This is a genomic window from Cupriavidus pampae, from assembly GCF_914271485.1.
GTDB classification, from domain to species: domain Bacteria; phylum Pseudomonadota; class Gammaproteobacteria; order Burkholderiales; family Burkholderiaceae; genus Cupriavidus; species Cupriavidus pampae.
In genome coordinates, this window is sequence record NZ_CAJZAG010000008.1 from 277,957 (window position 1) to 295,354 (window position 17,398).

Genomic DNA, 17,398 nt, shown 5'->3' on the forward strand with positions numbered 1-17,398 from the left:
TCGCAGGGGGGCGCTTACTGGTTGTGCGGCGATCAGTTCAAATCCCATTGCCTCCAACCATCGAATGGCCTAACCCAACGGACTTCTCCCCCCCAGGAGACTGACGATGTTCGATCTTTCTAGCGCAGTTGCAAGTGCCAGTGCAGCCTTGGAGCTACTCAAAACTGCGATCAAGGCGCGGGATCAATCGCTGACCGATAGAGCTATCGCGGACATGGTTGATCAGCTGCGTGGAGTCAGCATGGCCGCTTTGACGGCTTCACAAGAGGCGCTGAATAGCGTCAGAGAAGCGCGGGCAGCTGACCAGCGCATCGCGGAGCTTGAGCGCGAGGTCCGAGATTTGAAGTCGCAGGCCGACGAGCGCAACAACTACCACTTGGTCCCTGTGGGAAACAACTCGTTCGCATACACGCTTAAAGAACTGTCCCCCGAAACGCCACAGCGTCACTACGTTTGCCAAGCGTGCATCGATGACCGTGGGAAGAAGGTCGTACTGCAAATGCACGACCGCGTCAGTTTGTCATGCCCCGGATGCAAGGCGGTGGTTCATAGTGACCAGTTGCAGGCGGCGGCAGACGCCGATTACCAGCGTGCGATGGCGCGCCGACAAACCCAAGCGGAGAGCGACTGGTAGGCATTCCATTCGAGACGATGCCTGCATGTCAACGCCGGCATAAAACTGACCCACTTAGGCTGAGATCGCCGAATTAAATCTGACCCACCCGGGCCGCTGGTCGCACCTGACCTGCTTCACGTTTGTCCTTAAGGCGGAAGCTCTCGCCCATGATCTGAACGATATGCGCGTGGTGCAACAGGCGATCCAACATGGCGACGGTCAAGGTCTGATCGTCGGCGAACGCGCCCCACCCGCTGCGTAAAGGCCAGGTTGCCCTCTCTCGCTGGTTTATTCGGAGGTCTTCCCGCATTGTGTCTTGCATGCGCGGCAATGGGAGCGAAAGGGGCATTTCATGTCTGTCACTTGGTCACTGCTGAGGAGCTGAGCCCCAGGTTCTCAAAGGCGATGCTGAGGTCTGCGGTGTGGACGATAGATGCAACTCAGCCAGCTTCATCCGGGATAGTAAGCAGCAAGTCGCTCATGCCTTAGCGGCGATTCCAGAAAATACCTTTGATATCGGTCCGTCCTTGAGAAGCTGTGTCGCAAGCTCAACCACTTTCGGGTCAATCTGGGATGCATCCAGCGCGGCGAACGACGAACTCCTGTCGATGTTCCAATGCTGAAAGACCTCCTTCAGTTCTGACCATCCCGCTTCAGAGCCAAAAACTCGGAGGTAGAACTTGCCGAACTCGATTGCGTGGCGCCGGTCAGCGTTGCGTAGCGATTCGTTCGCGTACGTCTTGCCAAGGGAGAACGCGTATTTTGCCGCTGCTCCCAGTAACGTGATGACGAGGACCGTTCTGATGGCTGAGAACGCAAAATCCACCCAGCCAAGGGACGCTTGCGATGGCAAAGAGTGAGCCGCTCCGAAGATGGAAAATGCGATACCAGCGAGGAGGGCGCTGAAACCTAAGATGTTCCAGCAAGCGCTCCACCGCCCATTGCTTCGCTCAAGCGATGCCAGCCGCGTGAGAGCATCGTCAATGTACTGAGGAGCGCTGTTCTCAATCCTCCGGGAGAAGAGCGCGACGGCTTCTTCCTTTGCAGCTTTCCGCCCCACGAATGCGGAAACTGCGCGCTCAATTTGCGAAACTACATATGGAAGGTCCTGGCCAGTTGCATTGATCGCTAGCACGTCAGCAACGATTGATGGAATCTCGGTCAGGTCAAGCAGCACGGGAATCACAACCATGCGCCCTGATTCTCCTGCATAGGCGCGCGCTGCTCCCAGCTCTGCCATGACGTGAGGCGAGTTTAATGAGCGGGGGGAAAGTAGTACAACGAGGGCCTCGGATTTCTTCAACCCTTCTCCCAGCTTTTCTCTCCATTCATCTCCAGGCGCAAGCGAATCGACATCAACAACGATGTCATGGCCGTTCGCTGTCAATGCTTCGGACAGGTTAAAAGCAAAGTCGCGGTCCTGCTGCGTGTACGAAATAAAGATTCTCGCCATTTGCTAGTTCATCAGGGGCCAAAGCGGGTGTTAAGGATACAACACCCCGGCAGTGCGCCTTTGATTATCAGATTGGGTCATGGTTAGAAAGAGCTGGAACTGTCTGGGGCCTGGAGGTCAGGTGTGTCTGCTACGACATCGCGCAATACATCGTTGGCTTCTACAACCGCGTGCGACTGCAATCCACTCCGGAATATGAATCGCGACAGGAATACGAGGACAAGTTCAAACGACGGACACCCTTAGCACCTGTCCGAGAAAATTTGACCATCGGAGCAGCCTTCTGAAGTAATTCGTCAGTCAACTAAATCAAGTTTCGCCCGAGGGAGGACGCGCGCTGTCAACGGAGGGCGTGGTTGCACAAAATTTCGCCCTTCAGTGCGACGCTTTTAATTGCGTGATCGAGAAGTTGCCTGAACGTATGGCGACCGGATAAGACATTCGCAAGATGTACGCCGTCAAGGAGCATCATCGTCAACTCTTTCCCTTTCGGCAGGGTCGCGAGCACGCCATCAGTGAAACCTTCCATGGAAATGAATAGGCCGCGACCATCCATCTTTCCGGACAGCTTGTAGTGGAAGTGCCCAATCTGCGCCGGATCAGTCTTGGTTGCGGTCCACTTGAGCTCCACAAGGTAGAAGCGTCCCTCATACTTAATAGCGCCGTCAAACTGCTCTCCCTCGATACGGAATGGTTCTTCGACTGGAATTCCACTGATGTTCATTAGCTCGGTGAAGATCTTTTCTAGCTCATAGCCCTTAGCCTGCGGGGCGAGCGAATGAGCGCCAAAAAACCTGTCGCGTAACTTGGTCAGCTTCATATCATAGGTATCTTCTGAGGCGCGTACAGCGGCCTTCCGTACGCTCTGTTTGACCTCCTCTTCGTGATGCTGTTTTGCCAACATCTCTTTCAATCGGAATGAAGCCAATTGGGCTCTTTGGACTTGATGCCCGGAGTCTTGTGCGACAAAGGACTTTTGCTCTATGAGAATGCGCACGAAATTTCGCGAGACTTTGAGCCGCAGGTTGTAGTCGCCATTGCGAAGCTCTTCGTAGAGCGCATCCATTTGTGCACGTTTGGTCAAAAGCTTATCGCTCGAATCCCGGAGTCGCTTGACTCTATCGACGGCAGTACTTGGGACGCCTGAGCTGATCCATGCTTTATGGAGGTCGCCTTTATACCAGTACAGATTTGCCATGCCATCTTTGATGATGACTTCAGTCTCGTCGGTGAATACGTCGAACATGCTAGGGCAATCCTATGAAGTAGTGCGCAGGCATCGAGAAGAGTCGTAAGTATGCACCGGAGTAACTGGCTCGGACACAGGATAGGGAGTGCTACGCGGAGGCAAAGGGAAAATTGAGCGTGGCATGGGTCCGGGCCACCCAGTGGGCTATGGTCCTAAAAGACCAATGAGCAGTAGCCGCAGTGAGGGCTGTATCAAGCTTCCGAACTCAGGGTGGGAGTATTCCGGCGCTATGCCGATTTAGGCCGCTTCTGACTTTGCGTCTAAGATTTGGTGCCCGGGGTCGGACTCGAACCGACACGCCTTGCGGCGGGGGATTTTGAGTCCCCTGCGTCTACCTGTTTCACCACCCGGGCATGGGTGAGGCGGCTGCTGAATGCAGTGCCTGCGATGAATCGGGGATTATGCCGGAAATCGCAGGACGGAACAACTCACTTGCCGCGGCGTGCGTTCGTGGTGCGGTTGCGGTCGTAGAAGCCCGGGGGTTTGCGGGCGATCCAGCGGATAAAGGCGGCGATTACCGGGTGGGCGCGGAGCGCGGTCCAGTCGTGGTACGTGGCGGCGAGTTCGGCTTCGGTGAAGACCGAATGGATCTTCTGGTGGCAGACGCGGTGCATCGGCACCACGTCGCGGCCGCCCTGGCTGCGGGGGATCGGGTGGTGCAGGTCGGTGCTGGTGTCGTCGAGCAGGGTGCGGCCGCATAGCGGGCAGCGCGCGTCGGCCGCCACGGGCGTTGTGGGCGGGCCGAGTTGATCAGGCGCATTGGCGCGGAGCCGGCGTTTGACAACCATGGGCAAGATCCATGGAGAGCGGGTACAAGCGAGAACGTTAGCAGATCGTGTAGCATCACATCGCCTCCACCGCGATCCCAAGCTCAACGGAAACGCCATGTCTGCCCATCCCACCCTGGCCCACCTCGCCCGTCTTGCCGAACTGCCCTCGCAGGATCCCGCCTTTTATGCGCACGCGTACAACAACCGCGCGCTCGTGCCCGATCATCCTGAGCATATGGCCCGGTGGGCCGCGGACTCCGCGCTGGTGCGGGCGCGCGTGACGTTCCGTGAAGGACTGGGCTATGGCGATCCGTCGTCGCCTCAGGCGGAATCCGAGACGCTGGACTACTTCCCTGCGGTGACCAGCATCGACTTTGCGCGGCCGCCGTTGCTGGTGTTTATCCACGGGGGCTACTTCCGCTCGCTCGACAAGAGCGATCACAGCTTTGTCGCCACGCAGTTGCCGCGCAAGGGTGTGTCGGTGGCGGTGGTCAACTATTCGTTATGCCCCGCTGTGAGCGTGGAGACGATCGTGCGGCAGGTGCTGCAGAGCGTAGCCTGGCTGTATCGGCAGGCGGATCTGCTGGGTCACGATCGCGACCGGATTTATATCGCGGGGCATTCGGTGGGCGGCCATCTGGTGGCGATGCTGATGGCCGCGCTGTGGCCGCAGCTTGGAGACGATCTGCCGGCCGATCTGATCAAGGGCGGGGTGTCGATCAGCGGGCTGTACGACCTCGAGCCGCTGCGCCGCGCGGCGTTCCTGCAGACGGATCTGAAATTGAGCGAGGCCGATGTGGCGCGGCTGTCGCCGGCTTACCTGAAGCCAGCGACCAACGCGCCGTTCATCACGGCCGTGGGCGAGATCGAGTCGAGCGAGTTTCACCGTCAGAACGCGCTGATCCGCGCCGCATGGCCGGACAACGTGCGCGAGGACGTGCCGTTGCCGGGGCGCCATCATTTCAACGCGATGGACGACCTCGCGCGCGAGGGCACGCCGTTGCTGCGTGCGATTCTCGCGATGGTTGGCGCTGTATAACTACTTGTCGCTCTCCAACACGCGCAGCAGCGAAGACGTATCGTCCTTGCCCCAGCCGTTGTCGATCAGCTTGTCGAGTTGTGCCGCGGTTGCACGCATGGCGGGCAGCGGCAGCCCGAGTTCCTCGGCGATGCCGTTGGCCAGCCCGAAATCCTTGTAGTGCAGGCGCGCCTCCATGCCCGGCGCAAAGTTGCGCGTCACCATCTTCGGGCCCAGCAGATCGAGCATGCGGCTACCCGCAAAACCACTCGCCATGGCATCGAACACGCGTTGCGTGTCCACGCCCTGCGCGCCCGCAAAGCGCATCGCTTCCGCGATGCCTTCGATATTGACCACCTGCGCGATCTGGTTGCACAGCTTGGCCACCTGGCCAGCGCCATGATCGCCGATGTAGTTGATGTGCTTGCCGAGCACGGCCAGCAGCGGCCGCACGCGTTCCAGCGTCTCCTCGCGGCCGCCGACCATGATGGTCAACGTGGCCGCCTGCGCACCGATGGTGCCGCCTGACACCGGACAGTCAAGCGCCTCGAGGCCGCGCGCGGCCAGCGCCGCTGCAATCTCGCGCGTGACGATCGGCGAGATCGTGCTGTGGTCGATGCAGATCGTGCCCGGCGTGGCGCCATCGGCCACGCCTTGCTTGCCGAGCAATACCTCGCGCACGTCCTCGGAAGAGGTGACGTTGGTGAACACCACTTCCGCGCCGCGCGCGGCCTCGGCGTGGGTGAAGAACGGTTCGGCGCCCAATTGGCGCGCGGTCTCGGCCGCTTCCGGACGGCGCACGGAGGCGCGCACGGTGTGGCCAGCGGCGATCAAATGCCCGACCATCGGCGCGCCCATCGCGCCCAGGCCGATAAATGCAACGGTCGTCATGACGCGCTCTCCTGCCTGGCGCGCAGCTTCCACAGCGACGTCAGCTCGGCTGCACGCGCCGCGTGCAGGGGATCTTCGGCATCCGCCGCCTTGGGGTGACGCGGGCGGATATCCGAGCGGCCCGCCACGGTCAGCCCCGCCGCCTCGATCCAGCCCAGCAGTTCCTCGCGCGTGCGCAGGCCCAGATGCTCGGCAAAATCCGACAGCAGCAGCCAGCCTTCGCCACCTGGCTCCAGATGCTCGGCCAGGCCAGCCAGGAAGCCCCGCAACATGCGGCTCTCGGGGTCGAACACCGCATGCTCGATCGGCGAGCTCGGCCGTGCCGGTACCCACGGCGGATTGCACACCACCAGCGGCGCGCGGCCGGGCGGGAACAGGTCGGCCTCGACCACCTCGACATCCTTGTCATGACCGAGTTGCGCGAGATTGGCGCGCGCACAGCCGAGCGCGCGCGGATCCTGATCGGTCGCGATCACGCGTTTCACACCACGCCGCGCAAGCACCGCGGCAATCACGCCAGTCCCGGTGCCGATATCGAACGCAAGCGATTGCTTCGCCAGCCCCTTCGGCAGCGGCTCCGCCGCAATGAGGTCTAGGTACTCGCCGCGCACGGGCGAGAACACGCCGTACCACGGGTGAATGCGGTCCTGCAGTGCGGGTACCTCGACGCCCTTGCGACGCCATTCATAGGCGCCAATCATGCCCAGCAGTTCGCGCAGCGACGACACATACGGCGCGTCGCTGTCGCCATGGGCCTGCGAGCAAGCCTCGTACACGTCAGGCGCGCGGCGCAGCGGAATCGAATGGTCCGCATCGAACGGAATCAGCAGCATGCCGAGCGTGCGCGCGCGCTGCGATTGCGCCAGCCGATGCAGGTGGAAGGCCTCGGTCACGTTGGCAGGCGCCTTTGCGGCGGCCTTGGCGGGCCGCTTGGGTTTGCGGTCGGTGCGCCGCGCCATCGCCTGCAGCAACTGCCGCGCATTCTGGAAGTCGCCACGCCACAGCAGCGCGGTGCCCTCGCAGGCAAGGCGATAGGCCGTGTCGGCGGTGGTGGTGTCGTCGGCAATGACCACGCGCTTGGGCGCGGGCACTCCGGCTTCGGAGCGCCAGAGCGCGCTGCGCTCGGCGTCGTCCTCGGTCCAGTGGATGGTGGATTCGGTGGAGTTGAGGGTCATACGGAATTAAGACGGGTACCGGTCAAAGTTCATAGGCTTCGTGGTCGCCGGACATCGCCTGCTCCACGAGCTTGCGGTTCAGCATCGGCGAGAAGAGCTCGATGAAGGTATAGACGAAGCTACGCAGGTAGGCACCTTGCTTGACGGCCAGATGGGTCACGTTGGTGCCGAACAGGTGGCCAGCCGGGATGCTGCGCAGGTTGCGGTCGCGTTCGGCATCGAACGCCACGCCCGCGACGATGCCGACGCCGAGGCCGATCTCGACATAGGTCTTGATCACGTCGGCATCCACGGCCTCGAGCACGATGTCCGGCTGCAGCTGGCGCAAGGCAAACGCCTTGTCGATCTTGGGCCGGCCTGCGAAGTTGGGGTCGTAAGTAATCAGCGGGAACGCCATCAGATCCTCGAGCGTCAGGTGCTTGCGCTCGAGCAGCGGATGATCGGGTGGCGTTACCACCACATGCTGCCATTGATAACCGGGCAGCGACACGAGATTCTTGTCCTGCGAGACCCCCTCGGTCGCGATCGCGATGTCGGCCTGGTCGTGCAAGACCATGTCGGCGATCTGCGCCGGATTGCCCTGCTGTATGGAAAGACGCACTTTTGGATAGCGCTTGGTGAACTCCCCAACCACGCGCGGCAATGCATAACGCGCCTGCGTGTGCGTGGTAGCGATCGTAAAGTTGCCCTGATCCTGTGCCGCATAGTCCTTGCCGACACGCTTGAGGCTCTCGACCTCCTGCAGGATCTTCTCCACCGAGGTGAGGATACGGCGCCCGGGCTCGGTCAGGCTGCGAATGCGCTTGCCGTGTCGCGTGAAGATATCGACACCCAGCTCCTCTTCCAGCTCGATAATGGCCTTCGATACGCCGGGTTGTGACGTATAAAGCGCTTTTGCGGCCTCGGTCAGGTTGTAATTCTGACGGACGGCCTCACGGACGAAACGGAACTGGTGCAGATTCATATAACTTGGGTCGTATAAACAAACAACTTCTTATTAGTTTGAGATATGAGGCCAGTTTATTACGATTTGCGAACTTTGTTAATGAATGGCCCAGTGTCTCTTCGCGCGCCGCCCCCGCGGGCGCCCGAGCTACCTGACGACGGGGCCCAGCAGCTGAGCATCGCTCGAATTTACGACGAATACTGAACGGACCCACACCATGTATCAGTACGACCAATATGACCAACGCATCGTCAACGAGCGCGTTGCCCAGTTCCGTGACCAGGTTCAACGCCGTGTTTCGGGCGAGCTGAGCGAGGAAGAATTCCTGCCGCTGCGCTTGCAGAACGGCCTGTACATGCAGCGGCATGCGTACATGCTGCGCGTGGCCATTCCGTACGGCCTGCTGTCGTCGAAGCAGCTGCGCATGCTTGCCCATATCGCGCGCAAGTACGACCGCGGCTACGGCCATTTCTCGACGCGTCAGAACATCCAGTACAACTGGATGGACCTCGAGCGCGTGCCCGACGTGCTGGCCGATCTCGCCAGCGTCGAGATGCACGGCATCCAGACCTCGGGCAACTGCGTGCGCAACATCACGACCGACCACTTTGCCGGCGTGGCGCCGGACGAGTACGTCGATCCGCGCGTGCTGGCCGAACTGCTGCGCCAGTGGAGCACGTTCCAGCCGGAATTCGCGTTCCTGCCGCGCAAGTTCAAGATCGCCATCTCGTCGTCGGCGACCGATCGTGCCGTGATCCAGATGCACGATATCGGCATCGAGGCTTACCGCAATGCCGAAGGCGAGACGCGCATGCGCATCTGGGCCGGTGGCGGCCTGGGCCGCACGCCGATCCTCGGCACCGTGATCAAGGACGACCTGCCGTGGCAGCACGTGCTGTCGTACGTCGAGTCGGCGATTCGCGTGTACAACCGCTATGGCCGTCGCGACAACAAGTACAAGGCGCGTATCAAGATCCTCGTGAAGGCGATCGGCGCGGAGAAATTCGCGCAAGAAGTCGAGGAGGAATGGCAGTTCAGCAAGGACGGTCCAGGCACGGTCACGCAGGCCGAGTTCGACCGCGTGGCGCAGTACTTCACCGCCCCGGCCTACGACAAGCTGCCGGATACCGATGCTTCGTACGAGAAGCACCTGCTCGAGGACAAGGCGTTCGCGCGCTGGGTCAGCCGTAACGTGCATGGCCACAAGGTGACCGGCTACGCGGCCGTGACGCTGTCGACCAAGCCGGGTCCCGCGTCGCCCCCGGGCGACGCCACCGATGTGCAGATGGATGCGGTGGCCGATCTGGCCGACCGCTTTGGTTTTGGCGAACTGCGCGTGGCGCACGAGCAGAACCTGATCCTGCCGGACGTGAAGAAGCGCGATCTGTTCGACCTGTGGCAACTGGCGAAGAAGGCTGGCCTGGCCACCGCGAACATCGGCCTGCTGACCGACATCATCGCGTGCCCGGGCGGCGACTTCTGCTCGCTGGCCAACGCCAAGTCGCTGCCGATCGCGGCCGCGATCCAGGAGCGCTTCGAGGACCTCGACTACGTGTACGACCTCGGCGAAGTCTCGCTGAATATCTCCGGTTGCATCAACGCCTGCGGCCATCACCACGTCGGCAACATCGGCGTGCTCGGCGTCGATAAGGACGGTTCCGAGTGGTATCAGGTGACGTTGGGCGGCGCGCAGGGCAACCACGCCTCGCTGGGCAAGGTCATCGGCCCGTCGTTCAGCGCCGAGGAAATGCCTGACGTCGTCAGCCGCATCATCGACACGTTCGTGGCCAACCGCGTGGAAGACGAGCAGTTCATCCAGACGCTTGCGCGCATCGGTATCGCGCCGTTCAAGGAACGCGTGTACGCCGACAAGCAGCGCGAGCGCGCTGAAGCCTGAAGACCGGAGAAAACGAACATGGCAAAGATCATTCAACTGCAACGCAGCGCCACGGAAGTCCGTCCGGTCATCGTCGAAGACAACTGGACCGTGCTGCGCGCGACCGAAGCCGAACCGCTCGACGATGCGCGCATCGTCGCCGCGGTCAAGAGCACGGACGCGGTGCTGTTCCCGCTGTCGGTGTGGAAGTCGCATGAAGCGCTGCTGGCTGGCCGCGCCCAGGCCATCACCGGCGTGTGGCTGGCCCCGGAAGACGAACCGGCCGATGCCGAGGCACTGTTCAAGCAGGTGTCGGTGATTGCGGTGGACTTCCCGGTGTTCCGCGATGGCCGCGGCTTCTCCACGGCCTATCTGCTGCGCACGCGCTATCACTGGGCGGGGCAGTTGCGCGCGATCGGTGATGTGCTGCGCGACCAGCTCAACTTCATGAAGCGTTGCGGCTTCGATGCGTTCGCGGTGCGCGCGGACAAGAACATCGACGACGCGATCAAGGGCTTTACCGAATTCACCGTGGCCTATCAGGCTTCGGTCGATGAGCCGCTGCCGCTGTTCCGCCGCGCCCGCGCGGAAGTGACGGCGCACGGAGAGGGCGCGTAATGAGCGCCGTGCTGTCCGACATTCCCGTCGTTGATGCCTCGGCAGAGGTGTCGTCCCTGCGCCCCCCAGCGCTGTGGACGATGCCGCTGTACACGGGCTCGATCGAGGCGCTCGAAGTCAAGGAGCGCGCGCTCGCCGAACGGCTTGCAGGCATCGCGTCGCGCTTCTTCCGCGCGCGCTTCGCCACGAGCCTGGCCGCCGAGGACATGGTGCTGACGGACGCCATCCTGCGTGGCGGCGATGCCGTGCGCACCGGCATTCGCGTATTCACGCTCAACACCGGCCGTCTGCACGCCGAAACGCTGGCCGTGCTGGACAAGGTGCACACGCACTACGGCTACGTGATCGAGCAGTTCACGCCTGACGCGGAAGCGATCGAGAACTACGTGAAGCGCCACGGCGAGAACGCGTTCTACGAGAGCGTGGACCTGCGCAAGAGCTGCTGCGGTATTCGCAAGGTGGAGCCGCTCAACCGCGCGCTGTCGCACGCCGATGCGTGGATGACGGGCCAGCGCCGCGAGCAGGCGGTGACGCGCTCGGAGCTGCCATTCGAGGAAGTGGACGACGCGCGTGGCATTCCGAAGTTCAACCCGCTTGCCGACTGGAGCGAGGCCGAGGTCTGGGCCTACCTGACGCGTCACGACGTGCCCGTCAACGCGCTGCATGCCAAGGGGTATCCGAGCATCGGCTGCGAACCGTGTACGCGCGCTACCAAGGCTGGCGAGGATGTACGCGCGGGCCGGTGGTGGTGGGAGTCGAAGGACTCCAAGGAATGCGGTTTGCACGAACAGAACATCAAGCATTAGAACGAGGCCACACGACATGGGCATCATGAACGAAATCCCGGGCACCGAAGTTACCGACAAGGTTGCCGCCGGCGTCGAGCACCTGCTGCAGGTGCAGAACGACCATCTGGACCGACTCGAAGCCGAGTCGATCTACATCATCCGCGAGGTGGTGGCCGAGTGCCGCAACCCCGCGCTGCTGTTCTCGGGCGGCAAGGATTCGATCGTGATGCTGCACCTGGCGCTCAAGGCGTTCCGGCTCGGCGATCGCAAGACCGAACTGCCGTTTCCGCTGGTGCATATCGACACCGGTCACAACTATCCAGAAGTGATCGCATTCCGCGACCAGCGCGTGGCCGAGCTTGGCGCGCGCCTGGTGGTGGGCCATGTGGAAGATTCGATCAAGCGCGGCACCGTGCGTCTGCGCAAGGAAACCGATTCGCGCAACGCGGCGCAGGCCGTGACGCTGCTGGAAACCATCGAGGCGCATAAGTACGACGCGCTGATGGGTGGCGCGCGCCGCGACGAAGAGAAGGCCCGCGCGAAAGAGCGCATCTTCTCGTTCCGCGACGAATTCGGTCAGTGGGATCCGAAGGCGCAACGCCCCGAACTGTGGAGCCTGTACAACGCGCGCATGGCGCAGGGCGAACAGATGCGCGTATTCCCGATCTCGAACTGGACCGAGCTCGACGTGTGGCAGTACATCGCACGCGAGAACCTGGCGCTGCCGCCGATCTATTACGCGCATCAGCGCGAAGTGGTGCGCAAGAACGGTCTGCTCGTGCCGGTGACGCCGATCACGCCGAAGCAGGATGGCGACGAGAGCGAAGTGCTGTCGGTCCGCTTCCGTACCGTGGGCGATATCAGCTGCACGTGCCCGGTGGCAAGCACGGCAGCCTCGCCGGTGGAGATCATCGCGGAGACCGCGGTGACCGAGATCACCGAGCGCGGCGCGACCCGCATGGACGACCAGACCAGCGAAGCTTCCATGGAACGCCGCAAGAAAGAAGGCTACTTCTAATAGCTGCCTTCAGGCGTCCATTGAGCGGTACGGAACAGGATTACACATGAGCACCCAATCGAATCATCAAGGCCTGCTGCGCTTCATCACCGCAGGCTCCGTCGACGATGGCAAGAGCACGCTGATCGGCCGCCTGCTGTATGACAGCAAGGCTGTGCTGTCGGATCAGCTGACCGCGCTGGCCAACGCCAAGAACAAGCGCACCTCGGGCGAGCAGATCGACTTCTCGCTGTTGACCGACGGCCTCGAGGCCGAGCGCGAGCAGGGCATCACGATCGACGTGGCGTACCGCTATTTCTCGACCGCGCGCCGCAAGTTCATCATCGCGGACACGCCGGGTCACGAGCAGTACACGCGCAACATGGTCACCGGCGCTTCGACCGCGCATGCGGCCATCGTGCTGGTCGATGCCACGCGCGTCACGGTCAGGGATGGCCGCGCCGAGCTGCTTGCGCAGACCAAGCGCCATTCCGCGATCCTCAAGCTGCTGGAGATCCAGCACGTGATCGTCGCGATCAACAAGATGGACCTCGTCGAATTCAGCGAACAGCGCTTCGACGAAATTCGCACCGCCTACACCGAGCTGGCCGCGCAACTGGGCCTGAAGGACGTGCAATACGTGCCGGTGTCCGCGCTGCGCGGCGACAACATCGTGCACGCGAGCGAAGCCATGCCGTGGTATCAGGGCGAGCCGCTGCTGCCGCTGCTGGAAGCGCTGCCGGTGCAGGAGTCCGCGCCCGCGGGCGATGCGGCACTGCGTTTCCCGGTGCAGCTGGTGATTCGCCAGGACGGCGCGCAATCGGACGATTTCCGCGGCTACGCGGGCCGCGTGGAAGCGGGTACCGTGCGCGTGGGCCAGAAGCTGCGCGTGCTGCCGGCCAATCGCGATGCCGTGGTGGCCGAGGTGCTGACGCCGAACGGCAGCGCCGATGCCGCCCATGCCGGCGACACGGTGACCGTGCGTCTGGCCGAAGACGTGGATGTGTCGCGTGGTGACATGTTTGTGGCGGCGGACACGGCTGCGGTGGCCGCGAAAAAGCTGACTGCCGACCTGTGCTGGTTCGACGACGAAGCGCTGAACCCGGCGCGCAAATACGTGCTCAAGCACACCACGGCCAGCGTGTTCGCGCGCGTGTCGTCGGTGGATCGCGTGCTCGACGTCCATACGCTGTCGCATGAGACCGGCCGTCATGACATCCGCCTCAACGATATCGGTGCCGTGCAGCTGTCGCTGCAGAAGCCGATCGTGTGCGATGCCTATGGCGACAACCCGGCCACCGGCGCATTCGTGCTGATCGACGAAGCCACCAATCACACGGTGGCGGCGGGTATGATCCGTGCTTATGCCTGACCGGTAAAGGCCGACAGGCCGACAAAGAACAGGCAGTGAACATGAACTCCCCACAAGACAAGGCCAAGCGGCCCAAGGCCGGCAAGGTGTACCTGATTGGTGCGGGCCCCGGCGCGGCAGACCTTATTACGGTGCGTGGTGCACGGTTGTTGGGCGAAGCCGAGGTCGTGCTGCACGATGCGCTGGTCTCGCCAGAGATGCTCGCGTGGTGCCCGCAGGCCGAATTGATCGAAGTGGGGAAGCGCTGCGGTCAGCGTTCCACGGCGCAGTTGTTCATCAACCGCCAGATCGTCGATCTGGCGACCAAGTACGAGCGCGTGGTGCGCCTCAAGGGTGGGGATCCGATGCTGTTCGGCCGCGCCGACGAGGAGCTGCAGGCGCTGGAAGCGGCTGGCATCGAGTACGAGGTGGTGCCTGGCATCACCGCCGCGCTTGCGGCCGCCAGTGCGATTGCGCGTCCGCTGACCAAGCGCGGCGTGTCGCGCAGCGTGGCGTTTGCCACGCAGGCCAAGGCTGCCGACGCGGTCGACGTCGATGCTGACGTGAAGGCCGACACCATCGTCTACTACATGGGACGCGATCAGGCGGCCCGTATCGCCGCCCAGTTGATCGCGCACGGCAAGCCCGCTACTACCCCCGCCTGGGTGGTCGAAGCGGCCACCACGCCCCGTCAGCGCAGCCACCAGTTCACGTTGCGGGAAATGGCCGCCGGCGAAGCCGCGGCATGGATGGACCCGGTCCAGCCGAGCCTGCTGATGATTGGGGAAGCGCTAGGTCAGCGCGCGACCGAAGCGGTACTCGCCGACACTCAGTCCGAAGCCGTCAAGGCAGCCTGAGCCGCGCAATACGCGGCAATCGCATCCAGCACGCTGTCGGACTCACCGACGGCGGTTGCCGTGTCGATGCGCATATCCGGGTACTGCTGACGGCACTGGTCCACGAGGGCCGGGAAATCGCGCCGCAGATGGCCCCCTTGCCCAAAGAACACCGGCACGATCTTCGCGCTCGCGGTGCCTTGCGCCGCGAGTTCGGCCAGTACCTCGGGTAGCGCCGGCGTCATCAACTCCAGAAACGCGAGCCGCACCGCGCTGTGCGGCAACAGCACCGCCAGCTTGTCCCGCAGCCGGTCGAACGGCTCGCGCCAGCGCGCATCGCGCGCGCCGTGCGCGAACAGGATCAGGGCCTGCGCGTTCGACGGTTCGTTGGACGATGGGGTCATATCGCCCTCAATGCCGATCGACCCAGCGCAACGCGGTCAGGCCCACCAGCAGGTAGAGCGTGCCGGGCACCAGCGCCGAAATGATCGGCGGCCACGTGTGCAACAGGCCGACGTGCGAGAACAGCGTATTGGACAGGTGGAACGACAGGCCCAGCATGATGCCGCCGAACACCTTGACGCCCACCGCGCCCGCGCGCGCATGCAGATACGCGAACGGCAGCGCCAGCGCGACCATCACGAAGAGCGTGAGCGGGTAGACCACCTTCTTCCAGAACGCGATCTCGTAGCGCTGCGTGTCCTGCTTGTTGTCGCGCAAATGGCGGATATAGCGGAACAGATCCACCGTGGACATGCGCTCCGGCGTGACCAGCAGCACGGACAGGATCTGCGGCGTCAGTTCGGAATGCATGACCATGTTCGGGAACTTGGCCTGCTCGGCACGGAAGTCGGGCGCCAGCGCGTCGCGTCGCGCGCCTTCCTCGTGCGGCAATTCAATAAAGCGGGTCTCGTTGACCTGATTCAGCTGCCACGACTGGCCACCCTGATAACGGCCTTCCTGCGCCACGCGAATCACGCGCAGCCGGTAGTTGCTGTCGAATTCGTAGATCGTGATGCCGTTGATGCTCTGGTCCGCCTTCAGGCCCTGCACATTGACGAAACGGGTCACTTCGCCGCCGGTATTGCCGGGTGCGTTGTCCTTGTCGCGATCCTTGACCCAGACGCCCGAACGGAAGCCCGACGAGACCGTCGCGCCGATCGCCTGCAGCTTGATCTTCTGCGCATACTGCTCGGCCGCGGGGCCAATGAACTCGCCGAAGATAAAGGTCGTGACCGCCAGCGGAATCGCGAGCTTGAACAGCGAGAACAGCGCGCGCCGCGTATTGAGGCCGGCCACGCGGAAGATCGTGAACTCGGACTGGCTGGCCAGTTGCGAGAACACATAGATCGCGCTGATCAGCACCGCGATCGGCAGCACTTCATACACGCGCGTCGGCGCTTCGAGCATCACGTGGAAGAACGCGATCAGCGACGTGTAATTGCCTTGTACGCTCTCCAGCTCGCTGAGCATGTCGAAGAACACGAACAGCGCGAGCACCGCGAACAGGATGAACGAGAAGACACCGTAGATCAGGCGGGCGAAGTAGCGTTCGTAGACGTACAGCACTCTCATGCGCGTCCTCCGCCCGTCTTGCTGCTGGCGCGGCTACCCAGACCGAACACCGCGCGCCAGCCACCGAGGCTGCGATTCTGACGGTAGCGGAACATCATGAGCGCGCCGACGAATACCGCCACGTGGATCGGCCAAAGCGCGGTCCAGAATGACAGCGAGCCCGAGCGCACCCAGGCCTGCGCGAGGTTGATCATGTTGCTGTAGGTCAGATAGATCAGCACCGCGAAGACCAGCGGCGTGTACCGGCCGAGGCGCGGGTTCACGTACGCGAGCGGAATCGCGATCATCACGAAGTTGAAGGCCAGAATCGGCAGCGAGATGCGCCAGAGCAGCTCACCGAGGTTCTCGCGCGTGGGATTACGCACCAGATCCATCGTGGCACGGCTCTTGGCGGGCACGTCGGCTTCGGTCTCGGGCGGCTTGTTGTCGACCTTGACCGCATAGCGTTCGAATTCGAGGATGCGGTAGTCGAGCTGGCCCGGCGTGCCCGCGTAGCGGCGACCGTTTTCCATCACAACGAGGCGGTCGCCATTGGGCATGGTCTCGAAGTGGCCCTGATGGGATAGCGCCACGCCCACCTTGTTGGCTTCCGCGTTGGCGACGAACACGTTTTGCGCGTTCTTCATCTGCGCGTCGATGCCTTCGATGAACAACACGTAGTTGCCGTTGGCCGGTTCGATGAAACGGCCCGAGGCGATCATCGACAGCACGCCGCGCTGCTGGAAGCGGTCGCGAAACAACGCGCTTTGCTGGTTGGCCCATGGCCACGCGAACATACCCAGCAGCAGGGACATGATGATGAACGGCGTGGCGAACTGCACCACGGGCTTGACGAAGTCCCGCAGCGAGATGCCGGCGGAGAACCACACCACCATCTCCGAATCCTTGTACCAGCGCGTCAGCACGATCAGCGTCGAGATGAACAGCGTGGCGGACAGCAGGATCGAGAGGTAACCAATGGTCGCCAGGCCGATCAGCATCAGCACGTCGTTGGGGCTGGCCTTGCCGTTGGCGGCAAGCCCCAGGATGCGGATGACGAGCGACGTGAGCATGAAGGTCAGCATGACCAGGAACACCGCACCGGCGGTGTACGCGAGCTCGCGTCGCAGAGCTTGTTGAAAGATCATGCGGAGTCGGTTCCGGGCTGCCGGCCGGAGCGGGCGATGTGCCGGGGCGCCGAGGAAGCTGGCAGGACCGCGGGGCTGTCAGCGTGGCGTGTCGGCGGCGGCGAGTCGCGGA

17 protein-coding genes, 1 tRNA gene and 1 pseudogene are annotated in these 17,398 nt (G+C 62.7%); 8 read left to right on the plus strand and 11 right to left on the minus strand.

The window, feature by feature from the left end; all coding sequences use genetic code 11:
• Window positions 1–106: 106 nt before the first annotated feature.
• Complete coding sequence (locus LDO41_RS21305) at window positions 107–634, plus strand: hypothetical protein (RefSeq protein ID WP_223991793.1); 528 nt, start codon at window positions 107–109, stop codon at window positions 632–634.
• A gap of 73 nt (window positions 635–707) precedes the next feature.
• Here LDO41_RS21305 and LDO41_RS21310 read toward each other — a convergent pair.
• The 5 genes and pseudogenes from LDO41_RS21310 to LDO41_RS21330 all read right to left on the minus strand — a co-directional run.
• A pseudogene (locus tag LDO41_RS21310) lies at window positions 708–872 on the minus strand (ATP-binding protein); the annotation flags it as partial.
• A 222-nt stretch (window positions 873–1,094) separates the two neighbouring features.
• Window positions 1,095–2,069, minus strand: a complete 975-nt coding sequence (locus tag LDO41_RS21315) for a toll/interleukin-1 receptor domain-containing protein (protein ID WP_223991794.1) — start codon at window positions 2,067–2,069, stop codon at window positions 1,095–1,097.
• A gap of 340 nt (window positions 2,070–2,409) precedes the next feature.
• Window positions 2,410–3,315: a restriction endonuclease gene (locus tag LDO41_RS21320; protein WP_223991795.1), complete on the minus strand. Its 906-nt coding sequence runs from the start codon at window positions 3,313–3,315 to the stop codon at window positions 2,410–2,412.
• 271 nt (window positions 3,316–3,586) lie between these two features.
• Window positions 3,587–3,671 (minus strand) — tRNA-Leu (locus LDO41_RS21325).
• 75 nt (window positions 3,672–3,746) lie between these two features.
• Entirely contained in the window at window positions 3,747–4,106 is a 360-nt protein-coding gene (locus LDO41_RS21330) for an HNH endonuclease signature motif containing protein (protein WP_223991797.1), read from the minus strand.
• A gap of 97 nt (window positions 4,107–4,203) precedes the next feature.
• On the opposite strand from LDO41_RS21330, the gene LDO41_RS21335 reads away from it, so the two are divergent.
• Window positions 4,204–5,127 (plus strand): alpha/beta hydrolase, encoded by a 924-nt coding sequence (locus LDO41_RS21335; RefSeq protein WP_223991799.1) that lies wholly within the window; start codon window positions 4,204–4,206, stop codon window positions 5,125–5,127.
• Here the strand turns inward: LDO41_RS21335 and LDO41_RS21340 are convergent, their stop codons facing one another.
• The 3 genes from LDO41_RS21340 to LDO41_RS21350 are packed head-to-tail and all read right to left on the minus strand — an operon-like array spanning window position 5,128 to window position 8,136.
• Window positions 5,128–5,997: an NAD(P)-dependent oxidoreductase gene (locus LDO41_RS21340; protein WP_223991801.1), complete on the minus strand. Its 870-nt coding sequence runs from the start codon at window positions 5,995–5,997 to the stop codon at window positions 5,128–5,130.
• The gene (locus LDO41_RS21345; protein ID WP_223991803.1) at window positions 5,994–7,172 is read right to left on the minus strand and encodes a methyltransferase; all 1,179 of its coding nucleotides are present in this window, start codon (window positions 7,170–7,172) and stop codon (window positions 5,994–5,996) included. Before LDO41_RS21345 ends, LDO41_RS21340 begins: the two co-directional genes overlap by 4 nt.
• Window positions 7,173–7,194: 22 nt before the next feature.
• Entirely contained in the window at window positions 7,195–8,136 is a 942-nt protein-coding gene (locus tag LDO41_RS21350) for a CysB family HTH-type transcriptional regulator (protein WP_223991805.1), read from the minus strand.
• Between the two features lie 199 nt (window positions 8,137–8,335).
• Between LDO41_RS21350 and LDO41_RS21355 the strand changes: the two genes are divergently transcribed.
• The 6 genes from LDO41_RS21355 to cobA are packed head-to-tail and all read left to right on the plus strand — an operon-like array spanning window position 8,336 to window position 14,605.
• Entirely contained in the window at window positions 8,336–10,015 is a 1,680-nt protein-coding gene (locus LDO41_RS21355) for a nitrite/sulfite reductase (RefSeq protein ID WP_223991807.1), read from the plus strand.
• An 18-nt stretch (window positions 10,016–10,033) separates the two neighbouring features.
• Window positions 10,034–10,612, plus strand: a complete 579-nt coding sequence (locus LDO41_RS21360; protein WP_223991809.1) for a DUF934 domain-containing protein — start codon at window positions 10,034–10,036, stop codon at window positions 10,610–10,612.
• On the plus strand, window positions 10,612–11,418 hold the full coding sequence (locus LDO41_RS21365; RefSeq protein ID WP_223991811.1) for a phosphoadenylyl-sulfate reductase: 807 nt from the start codon (window positions 10,612–10,614) through the stop codon (window positions 11,416–11,418). The genes LDO41_RS21360 and LDO41_RS21365 overlap by 1 nt, the downstream gene beginning before the upstream one ends.
• A 16-nt stretch (window positions 11,419–11,434) precedes the next feature.
• Window positions 11,435–12,418, plus strand: a complete 984-nt coding sequence (cysD, locus tag LDO41_RS21370; RefSeq protein WP_223991812.1) for a sulfate adenylyltransferase subunit CysD — start codon at window positions 11,435–11,437, stop codon at window positions 12,416–12,418.
• 46 nt (window positions 12,419–12,464) lie between these two features.
• Complete coding sequence (locus LDO41_RS21375) at window positions 12,465–13,769, plus strand: sulfate adenylyltransferase subunit 1 (protein WP_223991813.1); 1,305 nt, start codon at window positions 12,465–12,467, stop codon at window positions 13,767–13,769.
• 41 nt (window positions 13,770–13,810) lie between these two features.
• A complete protein-coding gene (gene cobA / locus LDO41_RS21380) occupies window positions 13,811–14,605 on the plus strand; it encodes a uroporphyrinogen-III C-methyltransferase (protein WP_223991814.1) in 795 nt (264 codons plus the stop codon).
• Here the strand turns inward: cobA and LDO41_RS21385 are convergent.
• From LDO41_RS21385 to lptF, 3 genes are read right to left on the minus strand one after another with little or no spacing between them, the layout of a single operon-like run.
• Complete coding sequence (locus LDO41_RS21385; protein ID WP_223991815.1) at window positions 14,578–14,988, minus strand: sirohydrochlorin chelatase; 411 nt, start codon at window positions 14,986–14,988, stop codon at window positions 14,578–14,580. The two genes, cobA and LDO41_RS21385, sit on opposite strands and share 28 nt — an antisense overlap.
• A gap of 7 nt (window positions 14,989–14,995) precedes the next feature.
• Window positions 14,996–16,159, minus strand: coding sequence for an LPS export ABC transporter permease LptG (gene lptG, locus LDO41_RS21390; RefSeq protein WP_223991816.1), 1,164 nt, complete (start codon window positions 16,157–16,159; stop codon window positions 14,996–14,998).
• The gene (gene lptF / locus LDO41_RS21395; protein WP_223991817.1) at window positions 16,156–17,286 is read right to left on the minus strand and encodes an LPS export ABC transporter permease LptF; all 1,131 of its coding nucleotides are present in this window, start codon (window positions 17,284–17,286) and stop codon (window positions 16,156–16,158) included. Before lptF ends, lptG begins: the two co-directional genes overlap by 4 nt.
• Between the last annotated feature and the right edge of the window lie 112 nt (window positions 17,287–17,398).